Origin of the sequence: Amycolatopsis alkalitolerans, assembly GCF_006152065.1 — a bacterium.
Taxonomy (GTDB): Bacteria; Actinomycetota; Actinomycetes; order Mycobacteriales; family Pseudonocardiaceae; genus Amycolatopsis_E; species Amycolatopsis_E alkalitolerans.
Genome location: NZ_VDFW01000006.1, coordinates 81524 through 99239 on the forward strand (window position 1 = coordinate 81524; position 17716 = coordinate 99239).

The following is a 17716-nucleotide window of genomic DNA, read 5'->3' on the forward strand; positions in this document are numbered from 1 at the left end:
CAATGGGGATGAGTCACACCGCTGTAATTCGCTGTCAATCGGCTGTTCGGGCTAACGGTGATGAACTTCCGCTGACCACGAATCAACGCCAGCGCATCGTCATCAGCAGACCGGAGATCATCAGCGCGAACCCGATCGCGAAGTTCCAGTTGCCCAGGTCGGACATGAAGCTGATCTTGTCGACCGCGATGTAGTTCACCACCAGCCAGGCAAGGCCGACCAGCATCAGACCGAACATCACGATCTTGTAGATCGGGTGCGACGGCCCCGCGGCGCGCACCTTGACCGGGGTGCGCCGGTCGGCAGGCGGGGTGTACGCCGTCTTCTTGCGGACCTTGGACTTGGGCATCGGAACCTCGCGTAATCGGACAACTCGCCGGGGCTGCACGGGGCCCGGAACTGCCGCGGCGCGCAACCACCTCTACCACCACACGTTAACGTAAGCGAGCCTTGGAGAGGAGCGTGCGTGGCGATACTGGACGCACCACCGCCGAAGTCGTCGCCGGGCCCTGGCGCGAAGGCCGTCCGCACGATCGGCGAGCTGCTCATCACCGCTGGTCTGATCGTGCTCCTGTTCGTCGTCTACGAGCTGTACGTGACGGACCTCTTCTCCGCCCAGAAGCAGGCCAGCGCCACTGCCGGCCTGGACGACCAGTGGTCACAGAGCCGCGAGCTGCATCCGGAACTGATCGACGGCAAGGCGTTCGCGAAGCTGTACATCCCGAGCTTCGGCGCCGACTACCACTTCACCATCCAGGAGGGCACGGACCAGGCCGCGCTCGAAATCGGCCCCGGCCACTACAAGGGCACCGCGCTGCCGGGTGAGCCGGGCAACTTCGCCGTCGCCGGGCACCGCGTCGGCAAGGGAGCCCCGTTCAACGACCTGGATCTGCTCAGCTCGTGCGACGCGATCGTCGTCGAGACCCAGACCGACTTCTTCGTGTACCGGGTACTGCCGCATTCCGACGAGATCGCGAACTGGGCCACCGGCAAGGGGAAGCAGCCCCAGTGCGCGAAGGTCAGCACGCTGCGCACGAGCGCGCCAGACGGCGGTCCGTACGGCCAGACGTTCGGTCGCGAGGTCGTCAGCCCCAACGAGGTCGACGAGGTGGCGCCGGTGCCGCATCACCTGACCGACGTGCTGCCCGCGGCGCAGCAGGTCGCGCTGCTCACGCTCACCACCTGCCACCCGCAGTTCTCCGACCGGCAGCGGCTGATCGTGCACGCCGTGCTGACCAACCAGTTCCCGAAGACTCCGGGCGCCACATACGCTCAGTTGCTGCAGGCGATCGGGGAGGCGTAGATGTACGGCTGGATCTGGCGTCACCTGCCGGGACCGGTGGGCGCGAAGCTCGTGCTCGCGATCGTCCTGGTCGCGGCCGTCGTGGCGGTGCTGCTGTTCGTCGTGTTCCCGTGGCTGGACCCGAAGCTGCCGTTCAACCAGGTCTCCGTCACCGGTGGGTAGAGTGGCTCCATGCGAGTCCTCGTGGTCGACAACTACGACAGCTTCGTCTACAACCTCGTGCAGTACCTGGCGCAGCTCGGCGCCGACTGCACGGTCTGGCGCAACGACGTCGTCGAACTCGACCGCATCACGGATTTCGACGGAGTGCTGGTCTCGCCGGGGCCGGGCACGCCGGAGCGCGCGGGCCAGAGCATCGACGTCGTCCGCCGGTGCGCCGCCACCGGGACCCCGGCCCTCGGGGTGTGCCTCGGGCACCAGGCGATGGGCGTGGCGTGGGGCGCCACCGTCGACCGCGCCCCGGAGTTGCTGCACGGCAAGACGAGCCAGGTGCATCACCAGGGGCTGGGCGTGCTGGCCGGGTTGCCCGATCCGTTCACCGCGACCCGCTACCACTCGCTGACCGTGCTGCCGGAGACGATCCCGCCCGAGTTCGAGGTGACCGCGCGGACCGAATCCGGCGTGGTGATGGGGATGCGGCACCGAGAGCTGCCGGTGGAGGGCGTCCAGTTCCATCCGGAGTCGGTGCTGACGCAGGGCGGGCATCGGATGCTCGCCAACTGGATGGCCATCGCCGGGCATGCGGTCGAGAAGTCATTGGTGGACGGTCTGGTGCGCCAGGTCGAGGTGCTGCAGAAGGCCGCGGTTGCGTGACGGCGCTGGTGCGGCTCCACGGCGTCGGTAAGCGTTACGGCCGGGGGAAGCCCGTGCTCACGGGCGTCGAGCTGGAAATCCCGCGTGCAGCCGTGATCGGCATCGTCGGCACGAACGGGTCCGGGAAATCGACCTTGCTGCGCATCCTCGCGCGGGTTTCGGCGCCCTCCTCGGGCACGATCGAGGGTGCGCCGCCGGTCGGTTACGTGCCGGACCGCTTCCCGGCCTCGACCCGGATGAGCGCCCTTGCGTACCTGCGGCATCTCGGCCGGATGAGCGGAGTGTCCGATGTGGACGCCCGGGCGGCCCGGCTGCTAGAGCGCCTGGCGCTGGCCGGTGGTCCGCGCACGCCGATCAAGCAGCTGTCGAAGGGCAACGCGCAGAAGGTGGGGCTCGCGCAGGCGCTGCTCACGGATCCGGACCTGCTGGTGCTCGACGAGCCGTGGTCCGGGCTCGACCCGGCCGCGCACGGTGTCCTCGGCGAGTTGATCGCGGACACCCGCGAGCGCGGGGCGAGCGTGGTTTTCACCGCACACGACGAGGAAGTCGCGCAGCAGCACGCTTCGCGGGTGTTCCGCATGGCTGACGGCGTGTTGCGGGAATCGGCCCCGACGGTGCGGATCGTGCTGCGTGGTGGCGGCGACGTGCCGTGGACCGAGGTGGCGGCGCGCGACGGTGACCAGCTCGAGCTGGCGGTCCCGGCCGAGCGCGTCGACAAGGTGCTGCTGGACGCGTTGCAGCGCGGGTGGTCGGTGCTGGCGGTGGCACGGTGATCCGGTACCAACTGGCGCTGCTCGGCCATTCGCAGCGGTGGCTGCCGCCTTCGTTCGCGTTCGTCGTGGTGCTGGCGATCCTGTACCCCGACGCGGGCGCGCCGGTCATGCCGGAGTTCGCGGTGAGCGCCGGCGCGCTGACCGTGGTGGCGTGCTGGCTCACGATCGCGCTGATCGACGCCGAGGACCCGGTCCAGCGGCTCATCACCCGGGTCCACGCGCGCGGGCTCTCGAGGTTGTTCGGCGGGGTGGTCGTCGCGGTGCTGGCCTGCTGCGCGGCACTCACGGTGGTGTCGCTGACGTGGTCCTCGATGCGGCACGGCGGCGAGCCGGCAGGCGATCTCGAGTTTGGCGTGCTCGCCCACCTGGCCGGGGCCTGCACCGGACTCGCGATCGGGCTGCCCTGCTCGCGGCTGCTGCTGCCGCGCATCGGCTACACGGTGCTCACCGCGCTGGCGGCCCTCGTCGTGGTGCTGCTGGTTCGGTGGATCCCGCTGCTCAACCCGCTGCTCCGCGCGATGTCGTCCGATACCCCGGCAGCGGGTCCGATGGTGCTGAGCGTGGTGAGCTCAGTGCTGGTCCTGGCGGTCAGCGCGACCGGGGTCGCCTACGTCCACCAGCGACGCGGCTGAGAGCAGCATCGCGACCGTGGCGCTCGTCGCGACCACTGCGGTCCGCGCTCGCCGGGACAGCGCGGACGCGGCGAGCGGCAGGGCGGCCCACAGCACGTACCACGGCTGCACGACCGGCCCCGAAACGACCATGACGGCGAAAACCAGTCCCAGGCCCGTCAGCGGGTCCCGCCGGCCGACGAAGATCGTCCAAACCAGCCAGGCCGCGACGAGCACGCCCGCGATCGCGCCGATCCAGACGCATACTCCGATCGCCCGCGTGGTGATGTCCGCGCCCGCCAGCGCGCTCGCGAGGAAACCGAGCTGGTTGGTCGGCGCCAGCCAGCTGTGCACCCGAGCGGACGCGCTCAGCGTGCCGACCCAGCCGAAGCCGAGACCTCGTCCGGGAGATCGCGATCCAAACCGGGCCGTAGGGCGCGGGCGTGTTCTGCCAGTAATGGCTGACCTGCTGCACCACCGGCGAATCCGGGCCCAGCGCATCCAGCGGCCCAAGCCGGTAGGGATCGAGACCCCGTGCCGCGATCACTCCCTGCGCGAGGTAACTGCGCACGTCGCCACTGAACAGGGGGCGCGAGACCAGTAGCGGAAGGCACCACAGCGCGGTGATCCGGTAATCGCAGTGCCGGCGAATCCCGCGACCGGTGGAACCCGGATGTCCACGCGCAGGCCAGCGCTCATCGTCTGGCGAAGTCCCATTGGGAACATGCTGTCGGAGCCGGGGCACGCCGGTGATCCGGGGAATCCCCGGTCCTTCCCTGAGCGGGACCCGGAGTTACGGAGCGAGCGGCCGGCTACGACCCTCGCCCCGACACGGCGATCAGCCGCCGCCGCGGCCTGGTGGGGGGAGGATCCCGCCGCCGGTCGAGGTCGGTGTGGTCGAGCTACTGCTGCTGCCGCTGGTCTGGCCGACGTAGATGGTGACCGTCTGGCTCTTCGTGATCTGCGTGCCCGCGGTCGGCGCGGTGCGAGTGACCAGGCCGTCCTTGCTCGGATCGAACGTGGGGTCGGCCTGCGTGTTCAGCTGACCGTCCCAGCCCGCCTGCGTCAACTTCGCCTGCGCTTCCTGCGGCGTGAGGCCTGTCAGATCCGGCATCGAGATCTGCTGCAGCGAACCGTCGGACACGTACAGCGTGATGGTGCTGCCCTCTGGCTGCGACCCGCCGTTCGGCTTCTGGTTGACCACGATGCCCGCCGGCTGGTCCGACGCCTGCGTCTGCTTCGCGACGGTGAACCCGGCCGCCTTCAACTGGGCCTCGGCCACGCTGGCCTGCTGCCCGGTGTAGTCGGTGACGTTGACCAGGTTCTTCGTCTTGCCGACGGTGATCGTCACCGTCGTGCCCTCGTCGACCGTCGTGCTCGGGCCAACGCTCTGGCGGACGACCTTGCCGTACTGGTTCGGGTCGCTGACGTCGATCTGCGGCACGTTCGGGTCGAGATAGAGCCCGGCCTGCGTCAGCGCCTGCTTCGCCTCGTCCTCGGTCTTGCCGGTCAGGTCCGGCACCGACACCTTCGCCGGCGCGGCGCCGATGCTCAGCTTGATCTCGGTCGAGGTGCTCACCGACATCCCGGCCGCCGGATCGGTGGACAGCGCCTTGCCGACGTCGTCCGGGTTGTTGCACGCCGCCTGCCCGGTCTCGAGCATCTTGCACGACACCGGCACGATCGTGACCTTCGTGAAGCCCTTGTTCCGCAACGTCTCCGTCGCGACGTTCTGCTGCTGGCCCTTGACGTCGGGCACCTGCGCCGTCGCCGGTTTGGTGTCGAACGCCCCCGACAGCCACACGATGAACGCGACCAGCGCGAGCGCGATCACCGTGAAGATCACGGCGGTCCACATGCGGCGGCGACGGCGACGAGCCGGATCCTCTTCGTCATAGCCGTCGCCGTAGTCCTCGTAGTCCGCCGCGTGGCCCGGCGGGCCGCCGCCGGTCAGCACCTGCGTGCGCTCGTCGGCGGTCATCACCATCGGCGCGGACGGGCGCTGCCCGGACAGCACGCGCACCATGTCCGAGCGCATCTCCGCGGCCGACTGGTACCGGTTCGCCGGCCCCTTGGCCAGCGCCTTCAGCACGATCGCGTCCAGTTCCGGCGACACTGCGGGGTTCACCGTGGACGGGGCCTTCGGGTCCTCCCGGACATGCTGGTAGGCAACCGCGACCGGGGAGTCCCCGGTGAACGGCGGCTCACCGGTGATCAGTTCGTACAGCACGCATCCGGCGGCGTACACGTCCGAGCGCGCGTCCACCCCTTCGCCGCGCGCCTGCTCCGGCGACAGGTACTGGGCCGTGCCGATCACCGCCGCGGTCTGGGTCATCGCGGCCTGGCCGTCGTGCATCGCGCGGGCGATCCCGAAGTCCATCACCTTGACCGCGCCATGCGTCGTGATCATGACGTTGGCCGGTTTCACGTCCCGGTGCACGATGCCGTGCCGGTGCGAGAAGTCGAGTGCGGCACAGACGTCCGCCATGACCTCCATCGCCCGCTTCTCCGACATCGGGCCCTCGGTCTTGACGATGTCGCGCAGCGTCCGGCCGTTGACGTACTCCATCACGATGTAGGGGAGCGGACCGTACTCGGTCTGCGTCTCGCCCGTGTCGTAGACGGCGACGATCGCCGGGTGGTTCAGCGCGGCCGCGTTCTGCGCCTCACGCCGGAAGCGTTCCTGGAACTGCGGGTCACGGGCGAGGTCGGCACGAAGGATCTTCACCGCGACCTCGCGCCCCAGCCGGACGTCGGTGCCGTGGTGGACCTCGGACATGCCGCCGTAGCCGAGCGTGTCGCCCAGTTCGTAGCGGTTGGAGAGCAGTCGGGGTGCGCTCATCGGAGAAGGCCTGTCCATTCCGTCCAAGGTGTACTCATCATGCCCCGTAGGTCTTCGGTTCGGTGGGAGGCGGCTGGTCCCGGCTGGGCACGAGGTTCGTCCCGATCTGCCCCGGCGGTGCCGAATCGTCCGACTTCAGCAGTCTGGGTACGAGCAGCGCCGCCGCGACGATGATGCCCGCGACCACGATGGCCAGCACAACCCACAGCGCCGTGAGGTTCCGCCGGCGCCGGCCGGGCATCGGCATCACCCCACTGGGATGACTCATGGGCGGCGCCACGGGTTGCATCACCGGATGGGAGACGGGGCCGACAGGTGTGCCCGGCTGCTGGTTCGGCACGTACGCCTGCACCAGACCGGACGGCGCCGGCAGTGGGTGACCGGCGCGGACGGCGGCGGTGGCGGCCGCGAACTCGCCGCCGGTCCGGTAGCGCTGCCGCGGATCCTTCACCAGCGTCGCCTCGATGAGGGCTCGCGCGCCCGGCGGCACGTCCGGCGGGAGCGGTGGCGGCAGGTCGCGGATGTGCATCATGGCGACCGTCACCGAATGCTCAGACCGGAACGGCCTGTGGCCGGCAAGACATTCGTAGCCGCATACGGCCAGCGAGTACACGTCACTCGCCGGTTCGGCGTCGTGCCCCAGGGCCTGCTCGGGCGCGATGTAGTGGGCCGTACCCATGACCATGCCCGAGCGCGTCACCGGCGCGGCGTGCGCGGCCTTGGCGATCCCGAAGTCGGTGATCTTGACCGAGTTCGCGGGCGTGACCAGGATGTTGCCGGGTTTGATGTCGCGATGCACGAGGCCCCGCTCGTGCGCGGCCTGCAGCGCGGAGCCGGCCTGCTCGAGGATGCCGAGCACCCGGTCGGCGGCGAGGCGCCCTTCGCGCGCGAGGATCCCGGCCAGCGGCTCGCCCTCGACGAGCTCCATGACCAGGTAAGCAATGGATTCGCCCGCTGCGCCCTGCGCCCCACCCGCCCCGGCCGGAGCGCTTTCACCGTAATCGTGCACGGCGGCGATCCCCGGATGGTTCAACGAGGCCGTCGTGCGCGCCTCCGTCCGGAAGCGGTGCAGGAACTCGGCGTCCCCCGACAGCTCCGCCTTGAGCACCTTCACCGCGACGATGCGGTCCAACCGGGTGTCGCTGGCCTGCCAGACCTCGCCCATCCCGCCGACGGCGATCCGGCTGACCAGGCGGTAGCGCTCCGCCACCAGCTGACCCGTGGACAGCATTCGCTACCCACCCCCGAGCAGCGCGTTGATCGTGGCCCGGCCGACGCCGGCGGCGACGGAGCTGCCGGTGGCCTCCAGGCCCCGGTTACCGCCGGACTCCACGACCACCGCGACCGCGATCTGCGGGTTGTCGGCGGGCGCGAAGGCGGTGTACCACGCGTGCGGCGGGGTGTTCTTCGGATCGTTGCCGTGCTCGGCCGTACCGGTCTTGGAGGCGATCTTGATGTCCGGCCTCTTGCCGCCGCCCTTGGTGTTGTCCTCCGAAGCCTCCATCATCTGCTTGAGGATTCCGGCGTTGGCCGACGACAGCGCCGGCGTGCCGGTGAGCTCCTCCGGCGTGAAGCCTTCGAGGTCGGACAGGTCGGGCGCGAGGAGCTTCTTCACCAGCTGGGGCTTCATTGCCATCCCGCCGTTCGCGACTGTCGCCGCGAGCAGGCAGTCCTGCAGCGGGGTCAGCCGCACGTCACGCTGGCCGATACCGCTCTGGTACAGCGCGGCTGTCGAGTCCAGCGCACCGAGCGTCGACGGCACGACCTTCGTCGGGATCGTCAGGTCGGTCTGGCCGATACCGAAGTTCGCCGCGGTCGCGCGCAGCTTCTCCGCGCCCAGCTGACCGGCGAACGTCGCGAACGGGACGTTGCACGAGTGCGCGAGGGCGTCGGCGAAGGTGTTGCCAGGGCACGTCTCGCCGTCGTAGTTCTCCAGCGTCACGCTGGTACCGGGCAGTTGCACGCTCGACGCCTGGCTCACCGGCGTGGAGGGCGTGGCCCCGTTCTCCAGTTCGGCCGAGGCCACCACGAGCTTGAACGTCGAGCCGGGCGGGTACGTCTCCGAGATCGCCCGGTTCAGCATCGGGTTCTTCGGGTCGCTGGTGTACGCCGACCAGGCTTTCTGCTGCGCCGTCGCGTCGTGCGAGGCCAGCGCGTTGGGGTCGTACGACGGCGTCGAGACCATCGCCAGGATCTCGCCGGTCTTCGGGTTCATCGCGACGACCGCGCCGGTGAACCCCTTCGACGTCATCGCGTCGTAGGCGGCCTGCTGGACTGCCGGGTTGATGGTCAGCTGCACGTTGCCGCCGCGCGGGTCCCGGCCGGTGACCATGTCCGACAGGCGCCGCACGAACAGTCGCGGATCCGAACCGGTGAGGATGTCGTCCTCGGTGCGCTCCAGCCCCGCCGAGCCGTAGCGCACCGAGTAGTAGCCGGTGACCGGCGCGTACAGCGGGCCGTTGAGGTACCGGCGCTGGAACTTCAGCTTGTCGTTCGTCGGCGCCACGTCGGCGATCACCTGGCCGTTGAACTGCGAGATGAAACTGCCGCGTTGACGCGCGTACTCGTCGAGCAGTACCCGCTGGTTACGCGGGTCGGTGCGGTAGTCGTCGGCCTTGACGACCTGCAGGTATGTGTTGTTGGCCAGTAGCAGCGCCACCATGACGAGCATGGCGATGCCGACCCGGCGCATGGGCTTGTTCATCCGGCTTCCCCCTGCTCGCCGGCCGGCGGCCGCTGGACCAGCACGGTGTTCGCCTCGGCGAGCGGAGCCTGCTGCGGCGGGGCCTTCGGGCGCGGTTTCGCGGACGGCCGCCGCGCCGCGTCGGAGATCCTCAGCAGCAGGGCCACCAGGATGTAGTTGGCCAGCAGCGACGAACCACCGTAGGACATGAACGGGGTCGTGATGCCCGTCATCGGGATCAGCTTGGTGACCCCGCCGACGATCACGAACACCTGCATCACGATCGAGAAGGACAGGCCGCAGCCGAGCAGCTTGCCGAACGTGTCGCGCACGGCCAGCGCGCTGCGCATCCCGCGGGTGGCGAGGATCAGGTACACCATCAGGATGGCGGCGAGACCGACGAAGCCGAGTTCCTCGCCGAGCCCGGCGGTGATGAAGTCGGTGTTCGCCTCGGGCACGATCTCGGGCCGGCCCGCGCCGAGCCCAGTGCCGCCGACCCCACCGGTACCCAGGCCGAAAAGTCCCTGTGCGATCTGGTAACCGCCGCCCGGCTGGTTGTAGGTGGCCAGTGGGTCGATCCAGTTCGCCACGCGCTGCTGGACGTGGGTGAACAGCTTGTACGCGATGAAGCTGCCGATCATGAAGAAGCCGAGGCCGGTGAAGACCCAGATCGCGCGCTCGGTCGCGACGTAGATCAGCACCAGGACGATGGCGAAGAACAGCAGCGAGGTGCCGAGGTCCTTCTCGAACACCAGAACGAGCAGGCTGACCCCGGCCGCGATCAGCAGCGGGCCGAGGTCGCGGGCACGCGGCAACTCGACCCCGAAGACCTTCTTGCCCGCGATCATGAACAGATCGCGTTTCGCGACCAGGAAGGTGGCGAAGAAGATCATCAGCAGGATCTTCGCGAACTCGCCGGGCTGGATCGAGAACAACGGCAGCCTGATCCAGACCTTCGCGCCGTTGACCTCCGACAGTGAACTGGGCAGGATCGCCGGCAGCGCGAGGGCGGCGATCCCGATGAGGCCGCAGGTGTAGCCGTAGCGCGTGAGCGTGCGGTGGTCCTTCACCAGGATGAGCACCGCGAGGAACAATGCGAGCGCGAGCGTGGTGAACAGCACCTGCTTGGGTGCCGCCGAGCTGTAGTCGTTACCGCTCTGGGTTGCCTTCTCCGCCATCGCCAGGTCGATCCGGTAGATCATCACCAGGCCGATGCCGTTGAGCAGGGCGACCGAGGGCAGGATCAGCGGATCCGCGTACGGCGCCCATCGCCGGACCGCCAGGTGCGCGACCCCGAACAGCGCGAGATAGGCCAGGCCGTACCAGATGATGGAGACTGACAGCTCCTGCTCCTGGTTGGCCTGTACCAGGACGAACGCGCAGGTGACGATGAACGCGGCGAACCCGAGCATGGCCAGCTCGGTACCCCGCCGCGTCGGCAACTCGCGCTGCGGGTTGCTCTGGTAGATCGCGGCTGCGGAGTCGGGCGACGCGGGCTGGCTCATCAGCCACCGCCGCCGGAGGGGGTCGTGGCCGGGCAGCCGGTGCCGGGCAGCCCGGTGCCCGGGGGTGTCGGGGTCGGGCTGGTGCCGGTCGGCTGCTGCGGCGTGCAGTCTTTGAGGGTCTTGTACCGGAGGAAGTTGTTGATGTAGTCGCGGGCGTCCTGCAGGGAGTCCTTCTTGACCCCGTTGCGGACCGCGCTCTGCGCGTCCTGCTGCAGCTCGGGCACGGTCAGCACGTCACACAGCGAACTGCCCGGCGGGCACGAGCCCTCCGCCTCCTGGTGCAGCTGGATCCCGAGGATGCTGCCCGGTACGCCACGGAAGACCGCGACCTCCTGGTTCGGGCCCACACCGACGTAGTACTGGCTGAGTACGAAGTAGCGGGTCGCGATCGCGCCGGCCGCCAGCAGCACGAGCACGAGCACGATGCCGACGAGCCAGCGCCAGCGCTTGCGACGTTTGGCCTTCGGATTCTCTTCGAACTGTTCGGTCAGCTGCGGCGGCGGAGGAGGCGGCGGCGCGGTGAGCGCGCGGGCACGGGCCGCCGGCGAGTCGCCCTGGTGGTTGTAGTCGTCGCTGCCGTCGCCGGCCGCGCCGCCCACGATCGGGGCGTCCTCGCCGAAGTCCACGTCGACCACGTCGGCCACGATGACCGTGACGTTGTCGGTGCCACCGCCCTTGAGCGCGAGCTCGATCATCCGGTCGGCGCAGTCCTGCGGATCCGGGATCTGGATCGCCTCGGCGAGAGTCTCGTCGCTCACCATGCCGGACAGGCCGTCCGAACAGAGCAGGTAGCGGTCTCCGGCACGGGCCTCGCGCACGGTCAGGCTCGGTTCGACCTCATGCCCGGTGAGCGCCTTCAGCAGCAGCGAACGCTGCGGGTGGGTGGCGGCCTGGTCGGCGGTGATCCGACCCTGTTCGAGCAGTTCGTTGACGAAACTGTCGTCACGCGTGATCTGCGAGAACTGGCCGTTGCGCAGGAGGTACGCGCGTGAGTCGCCGACGTGCACCATGCCCAGCCGCGAGCCGGAGAACAGCATCGCGGTCAGCGTGGTGCCCATCCCGTCGAGATCAGGATCGTTCGCCACCAGCTCCGAGATCGCGGCGTTGCCGCCTGACACTGCCTCTCTCAGCTGCGACAGCAGGTCGTCGCCGGGCTCGTCGTCGTCGAGCGGGGCGAGTGAGGCGATGACCACTTTGCTGGCTACCTCACCAGCGGCATGGCCTCCCATGCCGTCGGCGAGTGCGAGCAGGCGCGGTCCCGCGTACACCGAGTCCTGGTTGCTCGAACGCACCAGGCCCCGGTCGCTGCGGGCCGCGTAGCGAAGCACGAGTGTCATGGGCGAAGCTCGATCACCGTCTTGCCGATCCGGATGGGGACACCGAGTGGAACTCGGAGGGGTGCAGTGACCTTAGCCCGGTCGAGGTAAGTCCCGTTTGTGGATCCCAGATCTTCCACGTACCAATCCGTCCCGCGCAGCGAGATCCGCGCGTGGCGGGTCGACGCGTAGTCGTCGTCGAGAACCAGTGTCGAGTCGTCCGCTCGGCCGATCGTGATGGGCCGGCCGTCGAGCGCGATCCGGGTCCCGGCCAGCACGCCGTGCGTCACGATGAGCTGGCGGGGCATCTTGCCCGACCCCTTGGGCCGCTGCTTGTCCTTGCCCCGCCGCAGGCCGGGAATCGCCACCTTCAGCCCGGAGGCCGCGTACAGATCGGACCGCACCACGCGCAACGCGGCCAGCACGAACAGCCAGAGCAGGATCAGAAAGCCCACCCTGGTGAGTTGAACGACCAGCTCTGGCACCTGTTGTGTCAGCTCCCGCCTTCTGTACTCCCGCCCGTGACACCGGTATGCCACGGGGCCCCGCAAGGGTCATTCTGCGGGACAGGGAATACCAGCTTCCCAGCGGCTCGGCCAACCGAATCAGGCAGGTGCCCTGCCGACCGGTTAGCCCTGCGTCCGGAAAACCAGTGACGAGTGGCCGACCCTGATCACGTCGCCGTCGGCCAGTTGCCAGGTCTGCACCGGGGTGCCGTTGACCGTGGTGCCGTTCGTCGAGCCGATGTCCGCGAGCGTCGCGCTCTGGCCGTCCCAGGTGATCTCCAGGTGCCGGCGGGACACGCCGGTGTCCGGGAGGCGGAAGTCCGCGTCCTGGCCGCGGCCGACCACGTTGCCGCCCTGCTTGAGCGAGTACGTGCGGTTGGAGCCGTCGTCGAGCGACAGGCTCGCCTGCAGCTGGCGGTTACCGCCCTGCACGGCGGGCGGGGCGTAGCCCTGCTGGGCATACGGGTCCGGCGCGCCCTGGGGCTGACCGTAGCCACCCTGCTGCGGCTGGCCGCCGTAGCCGCCCTGCTCGTAGCCGGGCTGGGGCTGACCGTAGCCGCCCTGCTCGTAGCCGGGCTGGGCGTAACCGCCCTGGGGCTGCTGACCGTAGCCCTGGTCATAGCCGCCCTGCTCGTAGCCGGGCTGGGGCTGGCCGTAACCACCCTGGCCGTAGCCCTGGTCGTAGCCGCCGCCCTGGGGCTGCTGGCCGTAGCCCTGGTCGTAGCCGCCCTGCTGACCGCCATAGCCCTGGTCGTAGCCGGGCTGGCCGTAGCCACCCTGGTCGTACCCCTGCTGGCCGCCGTAGCCGCCCTGGTCGTACCCGGGTTGTCCCTGCTGTCCGTAGCCGTACTGACCGCCTTGCTGGCCGTACGGGTCACCCTGGTCGTATTGGCCGTAGCCGGGGGGCTGGCTCATTGCTGGGTCTCCTGCGTTGCTGGGTAGAGCTGGCCGTCCTGGATCCGGGCCGCCGCGCGCGCTGACGTCCGGATCGACGGATGAACGGATCTTGAATTGTCCAGTGTGCAGCGCCTCGTTGCGCTCGAGCGAGACTACGACGTCACCATAGGTGTCCCAGCCGTGCTCGGCGAGATGCTGTCCCACCGCTTCCGCGAGCACCGCGGTGACGCGCCGTTCGTCTCCCGCCATGCGGTCATGGTCCGCCTGGCCCAACGAAACCACGTAGTGGTTCGGGGCCAGGAGCCTACCGCCGGCCAGCTCACGAACGTTGTCCTCACTCTCGCGCTCCAGGGCCTGCGCCACCTCCTGGGTGACGACATTGCCGCCGAACATACGCGCGAAGGTGTTCCCCACCAGGCTTTCCAGGCGTCGATCGAAGCGTTCAACGCGGCCCACCGGGTATCGCTACCTCCTCCACACGTGTGCTTTCGCACCCGATCCTATCGGCATCCGGGCCCATCGACACGGGCCCTGCGAAAACGCCTGAGCCCAGCCTGATACAGTTTCCTGGCTGTCGCACTCGGGCGAGTGGCGGAATGGCAGACGCGCACGGTTCAGGTCCGTGTGTCCGTAAGGACGTGAGGGTTCAACTCCCTCCTCGCCCACCCTGTTCGGTGGTGTTCCCACCTTCCCGGTGTCCTTATCTCTCCCGGGGGCCGAGCCCCCGGACCCTGCGGTGCTAGCTCCTTGCGTTGGCGGGCGCTGGGGGCGTTGTGTGGGGACCAGCATCTGGTTGGCGTGGTGTACGTCACATCTATGGCTGCGGTGCGCTGGGGCGAGTGCTGTTTGGGGTGCGGTGGGGCGCGGTACTGTCTGACGTTGACGTGTCTCAGCTACGGGGGAGTCGCGGTGCGCAACCAGTTCGACGGTGAGGCGGAGTCGCTGGTCATGGCCCGCGATATCGGGCAGATCCACTACCACGGCGAGCGGCGGGCCGAGGCACTGTGCCAGGTCCCGGTCACGACCGTGTACTTCACCGACCGCGAGGGCCCGTTCGCCGACCTCGACAGCTGGTTCTCCGATACGACCGGCCCACGGGTCGCGATCATTCGCGGCGAACCGGGATCCGGCCGCACCACGTTCGCGAACCGGTGGGTCGAACAGCACAAGAAGGACTATCCGGACGGGCAGTTCTTCGTCCGGCTCGCCAGCGGTCCCAATGGTCCGGACCGCGAGCGTTCAGCGTTGCGCGAACTGCTCCTCGCCACCGGGCACAGACCGGACGAAATCCCGGACAGCCTGGACGGCCGCGCCGGCTGGTGGCGCTCGTGGACCCGGGGCAAGCGGATCGCCCTCGTCATCGACGACGCGCTGACCGTCTCACAGGTCCGGAGCCTGTTGCCGGGTTCAGGCGGTTCGGCGGTGCTCGTCACGGCAGCCGGCAGCCTCGGTGCGTTGCGCGCTTCGGCGCCCGCGACCTTCATCGACCTCGTTCGCATGCCGGACACGGCCGCCCGTGAGCTGCTCGGCCAGCTTGCCGGCACCGGCCGTCTGGCGGAGGATCCGGACATCATCAAGCGGCTGATCTCGATCTGTGACGGATCGACGATCGCGCTGTGCGTCGTCGGCACGATGCTCGCCGAGCGCCCGGCATCGTGGCTCGCGGCCAAGCTCAGCCGCGACGAGCGGATCCTGCGGGAGCTGTCGAAGAACGAGAGCCTGTCGGTCACCGTCGTCTTCGATGCCGCGTACGAGCGGCTGCCCGAACCGGCACGGGCCTGCTACGAGGCGCTGGGCGCGCATCCCGGGACGGGCGACGTCGGGCCGGACGCTGTGGCCGCGGTCGTCGGGATGCCGGCCGAGGACGCCATCGAAGCGTTGGAGGCGCTCGAAACCGCGCGCTTGGTGACCGAATCGCACGGTCGCTTCCTGATGTCCGGTCTCGTCCGGCGGCATGCGCGCACGAAGGCGGCAGAGCCGGACAAGCTGGTGAGGAATTTCCTCGGCTACTACCTCACCTTCGTCTCGGCGGCCGCGAAGACGTTGCAGCCCAATCGCGTGTGGCACCGGACGATGCTGCCTACCGTCCGGGTGCCGGAGTTCCCCGTCGAGCAATGGCTGGACGACGAGGCCGTCAACCTGCGGGCTGCCGTCGAAGAGGCGTACCGGCTCGGGGAACTCGAGCAGGTGTGCCAGTTCGCGATCGCGCTCTGGGCCTACTACGAACGCGGCGGGCACACCCAGGATCTGGCCGCGGTCAGCGAGCTGGGGATCGAGGCCTCGAAGGCTCGTGGTGACCAGCTCGCCGAATCGGTGCTCGGGGCCCAGTTCGGCTTCGCGCACCTACAACGCGGCGCCGCTATGCAGGCGATCGAGGCCTCGACCAGGGCAACCCATGTGGGCAACGCCGAAGCCGAGGCGACCGCGGTCGAAACCCTCGGGCTGGCGCACCTCGCCAACGGCGAGCCCGAGGTCGCCGAAGGCGTGCTGCGGCGCAACCTTCAGCTGGCGCGCGGAATCGGTGACGGCCGCCGGAGCGCGTTGGCTCGGCTGCATCTCGCGAAGGTCGCGCCTCGCGACGAAGTACCGTCCTTATTGGACGAGGCCGCGGCCGGTCTGCGCGGCGAGCCCTACAACCTCGCGAAGATCGACCTGTGGCGTGGGCGGAGGCTGCACGACGAAGCCGCGCTGCGCCGGGTGCTGGCGCAGGGCAAGCCGAGGGAGCGCGGCGAGGCCTTCATGCAGCTGGCCGAACTGTCCGAAGGGGACACTGCCCGCCAGCACCTCACCGAGGCGCTGGAGATCTTCCGCGAACGCGGGCTCACCGAGCTGACCGTCGAGGCCGAAACCCGGCTTGCCGGCCGGGACTGAGTACGGTCACCGTCGCGGTGTGCCGTTCTTCGCCGGTCACGACTGTCAGCCGCCGGGGGAAATGGCCGTGTACCAGCACGGCCGCGAAAGCGGCGGCGGGTCCGGTGACCTCGTCGAGCCGGAGCAGCGCCCGCCCGGCCGTACCCATCAGCCAGGTCCGGTCGTCGATCCGGGCCGCGGCCACCTGGCAGCCTGGCAACGCGCGCAAGGTGGCCTCGATCCACCGTTCGGGATCCGCCGGACGATCGTGCACGAGGACATCGGCCAGGTCGAGCAGGCGCGCGCTCGGTTCCCGCGTGTCGACGACGAGTTGACCGCCGGCCGGAGCCAGCGCCGGCTCGCGCAGGCCCTCCGCGGCGAATCGGGTCACTTTCGCTTCCGCACCACGGAGTTCGACCAGGACGAGCTGGGCGTGCGCCGACGGCAACGCCACGTCCGGAACGGGTAGCGCGCGCGTTTCGGCGGGTGTGCGAGGTGCGGGGAGATCAAGCCAGCGATAGATCGTCTCGCGGAGCGCGATCGCTGATCTTCGCGGGAGCGAGGTCGTGAGGTCCGTGATGGCCGCGAAAGTATCCGGTTCGTGCCGGGCGAGCAGGCGGTTCAGCTGCGGCTCCGGATCGGCCCCGGCGTCGAACCGGGGGCTGATCTCGAGCAACCGCCCGACCGGCGATTTCGGGTCCACCGCGCCGGTGGGTGCGGTCGCGAGCAGCAGCGGGGTACCGAGCGCGGCGGAGTAGAAGCTGACCGAACCGTGATCCCCGATGGTCAGATCGGCCGCCACCAGCGCGGGTCCCCACAGCAGTTCGCTGGGCAGCACTAGGACACCTGCGCGTGCGCAGTCGGCGAGCCACATCCTTACCTGCCACGGCGAATGGTGCCCGGCGATATTCGGATGGAGCGCGACCACCAGCCGGTAGCCGTCGAGATCCAGCCGGGTCGCGAGCCGGCGCACCAGGTCCGGGTCGGTGCCGTAGAGCGAGGACGCGCCCCAGGTCGAGGAGACGACCACCAGCCGCTGCCCCGGTCGCACCCCGAACGCCTGCCGGTAGGTCTCGCGCAGCGGCAGGCTCGCCAGCATGCGGTCGAAGCTCGGATCGCCGGCGACGACGGCCGCGCCGAGTGCTTGCGGGCAGGCCTCGGCGAGCCGGGTGCGCTGTTCGGCGTGGGACAGCACGATCACCGAGGGGACGGTTTCCCCGCGGTGCAGCAGCCACGGTGACGACAGCCCGAAGACTCCGTTGGTGCCGCCGGTTTCGAGATATTTGTTGTAGCCCATGCCATGTGGCACGACCATCAGCGGCGCGTCGATCTCGTGCAGGTCGCCGCCGTAGCTCGCCGCGATTGCGAAATCGGACCGCCGCCGCAGGGCCTGCTTCCACGGCAGGACCTCGGTGATCCCGGCGCGCGCGAGGAAAGCGCCGGTGCCGCGGGTGAAGGCGCTGGAGCCCGGGCAGGTGAACACGGTCTCGACTCGCGGATCCTCCGCGAACAGCGGGAGGATGTCGAACAGCCGGGTGGCCGCGGTGGTGTTGTGCACCACGGCCAGAACGGTCTTCTCGGCCCGTACCGTGCTCCAGCGATCAACCGACACGACGG

At 69.4% G+C, this 17716-nt stretch carries 16 protein-coding genes, 1 tRNA gene and 1 pseudogene; 7 read left to right on the forward strand and 11 right to left on the reverse strand.

The genetic code is table 11. The annotated features are described in order from the left end of the window. Positions 1-82 precede the first annotated feature (82 nt). Entirely contained in the window at positions 83-349 is a 267-nt protein-coding gene (gene crgA / locus FG385_RS09465; RefSeq protein ID WP_139096264.1) for a cell division protein CrgA, read from the reverse strand. 117 nt (positions 350-466) lie between these two features. Here crgA and FG385_RS09470 point away from each other — a divergent pair, with 117 nt between their 5' ends. Genes FG385_RS09470 through FG385_RS09485 form a run of 5 tightly spaced genes read left to right on the forward strand, consistent with a single transcriptional unit; the run spans position 467 to position 3521 of the window. Further along, a complete protein-coding gene (locus FG385_RS09470) occupies positions 467-1303 on the forward strand; it encodes a class E sortase (protein WP_139096265.1) in 837 nt (278 codons plus the stop codon). Then, a complete protein-coding gene (locus tag FG385_RS34325) occupies positions 1304-1465 on the forward strand; it encodes a hypothetical protein (RefSeq protein WP_200834379.1) in 162 nt (53 codons plus the stop codon). It begins immediately after the preceding gene. Between the two features lie 9 nt (positions 1466-1474). Then, positions 1475-2116, forward strand: a complete 642-nt coding sequence (locus FG385_RS09475; protein WP_139096266.1) for an aminodeoxychorismate/anthranilate synthase component II — start codon at positions 1475-1477, stop codon at positions 2114-2116. Positions 2117-2121: 5 nt separating this feature from the next. After that, positions 2122-2889, forward strand: a complete 768-nt coding sequence (locus tag FG385_RS09480; protein ID WP_139096433.1) for an ABC transporter ATP-binding protein — start codon at positions 2122-2124, stop codon at positions 2887-2889. Next, positions 2886-3521: a hypothetical protein gene (locus FG385_RS09485; RefSeq protein WP_139096267.1), complete on the forward strand. Its 636-nt coding sequence runs from the start codon at positions 2886-2888 to the stop codon at positions 3519-3521. Before FG385_RS09480 ends, FG385_RS09485 begins: the two co-directional genes overlap by 4 nt. Here the strand turns inward: FG385_RS09485 and mptB (FG385_RS09490) are convergent. The 9 genes and pseudogenes from mptB (FG385_RS09490) to FG385_RS09525 form a co-directional block, all read right to left on the reverse strand. Further along, positions 3459-3854, reverse strand: coding sequence for a polyprenol phosphomannose-dependent alpha 1,6 mannosyltransferase MptB (gene mptB, locus FG385_RS09490; RefSeq protein ID WP_139096268.1), 396 nt, complete (start codon positions 3852-3854; stop codon positions 3459-3461). The genes FG385_RS09485 and mptB (FG385_RS09490) overlap by 63 nt on opposite strands. Positions 3855-3903: 49 nt before the next feature. Beyond that, positions 3904-4245: pseudogene (gene mptB / locus FG385_RS35585) on the reverse strand (polyprenol phosphomannose-dependent alpha 1,6 mannosyltransferase MptB); the annotation flags it as partial. Positions 4246-4338: 93 nt separating this feature from the next. Continuing rightward, positions 4339-6342, reverse strand: a complete 2004-nt coding sequence (gene pknB / locus FG385_RS09495; RefSeq protein WP_139096269.1) for a Stk1 family PASTA domain-containing Ser/Thr kinase — start codon at positions 6340-6342, stop codon at positions 4339-4341. Positions 6343-6379: 37 nt separating this feature from the next. Then, the gene (locus FG385_RS09500) at positions 6380-7573 is read right to left on the reverse strand and encodes a serine/threonine-protein kinase (RefSeq protein ID WP_139096270.1); all 1194 of its coding nucleotides are present in this window, start codon (positions 7571-7573) and stop codon (positions 6380-6382) included. Positions 7574-7576: 3 nt separating this feature from the next. After that, positions 7577-9046: a peptidoglycan D,D-transpeptidase FtsI family protein gene (locus FG385_RS09505; protein ID WP_139096271.1), complete on the reverse strand. Its 1470-nt coding sequence runs from the start codon at positions 9044-9046 to the stop codon at positions 7577-7579. Next, positions 9043-10530 carry an FtsW/RodA/SpoVE family cell cycle protein gene (locus tag FG385_RS09510; RefSeq protein ID WP_139096272.1) on the reverse strand — a complete coding sequence of 496 codons (1488 nt, stop codon included), beginning with the start codon at positions 10528-10530 and terminating at the stop codon, positions 9043-9045. The genes FG385_RS09505 and FG385_RS09510 overlap by 4 nt, the downstream gene beginning before the upstream one ends. Then, positions 10530-11867, reverse strand: a complete 1338-nt coding sequence (locus FG385_RS09515) for a PP2C family protein-serine/threonine phosphatase (protein WP_139096273.1) — start codon at positions 11865-11867, stop codon at positions 10530-10532. Before FG385_RS09515 ends, FG385_RS09510 begins: the two co-directional genes overlap by 1 nt. Then, entirely contained in the window at positions 11864-12331 is a 468-nt protein-coding gene (locus FG385_RS09520; RefSeq protein ID WP_139096274.1) for an FHA domain-containing protein FhaB/FipA, read from the reverse strand. Before FG385_RS09520 ends, FG385_RS09515 begins: the two co-directional genes overlap by 4 nt. 144 nt (positions 12332-12475) lie before the next feature. Then, a complete protein-coding gene (locus tag FG385_RS09525; RefSeq protein ID WP_139096275.1) occupies positions 12476-13705 on the reverse strand; it encodes a DUF3662 and FHA domain-containing protein in 1230 nt (409 codons plus the stop codon). Positions 13706-13831: 126 nt separating this feature from the next. Between FG385_RS09525 and FG385_RS09530 the strand changes: the two genes are divergently transcribed. Then, positions 13832-13914 (forward strand) — tRNA-Leu (locus tag FG385_RS09530). A 214-nt stretch (positions 13915-14128) separates the two neighbouring features. Beyond that, positions 14129-16120: an AAA family ATPase gene (locus tag FG385_RS09535; RefSeq protein WP_160148758.1), complete on the forward strand. Its 1992-nt coding sequence runs from the start codon at positions 14129-14131 to the stop codon at positions 16118-16120. Here FG385_RS09535 and FG385_RS09540 read toward each other — a convergent pair. Beyond that, on the reverse strand, positions 16071-17711 hold the full coding sequence (locus FG385_RS09540; protein ID WP_139096277.1) for a hypothetical protein: 1641 nt from the start codon (positions 17709-17711) through the stop codon (positions 16071-16073). The two genes, FG385_RS09535 and FG385_RS09540, sit on opposite strands and share 50 nt — an antisense overlap. Between the last annotated feature and the right edge of the window lie 5 nt (positions 17712-17716).

What these genes read in the sequence shown, in the direction of transcription:
- crgA (WP_139096264.1), bottom strand. Translation starts at nt 349, where the DNA reads ATGCCCAAGTCCAAGGTCCGCAAGAAGACGGCGTACACCCCGCCTGCC.
- FG385_RS34325 (WP_200834379.1), top strand. Translation starts at nt 1,304, where the DNA reads ATGTACGGCTGGATCTGGCGTCACCTGCCGGGACCGGTGGGCGCGAAG.
- FG385_RS09475 (WP_139096266.1), top strand. Translation starts at nt 1,475, where the DNA reads ATGCGAGTCCTCGTGGTCGACAACTACGACAGCTTCGTCTACAACCTC.
- pknB (WP_139096269.1), bottom strand. Translation starts at nt 6,342, where the DNA reads ATGAGCGCACCCCGACTGCTCTCCAACCGCTACGAACTGGGCGACACG.
- FG385_RS09500 (WP_139096270.1), bottom strand. Translation starts at nt 7,573, where the DNA reads ATGCTGTCCACGGGTCAGCTGGTGGCGGAGCGCTACCGCCTGGTCAGC.
- FG385_RS09505 (WP_139096271.1), bottom strand. Translation starts at nt 9,046, where the DNA reads ATGAACAAGCCCATGCGCCGGGTCGGCATCGCCATGCTCGTCATGGTG.
- FG385_RS09510 (WP_139096272.1), bottom strand. Translation starts at nt 10,530, where the DNA reads ATGAGCCAGCCCGCGTCGCCCGACTCCGCAGCCGCGATCTACCAGAGC.
- FG385_RS09515 (WP_139096273.1), bottom strand. Translation starts at nt 11,867, where the DNA reads ATGACACTCGTGCTTCGCTACGCGGCCCGCAGCGACCGGGGCCTGGTG.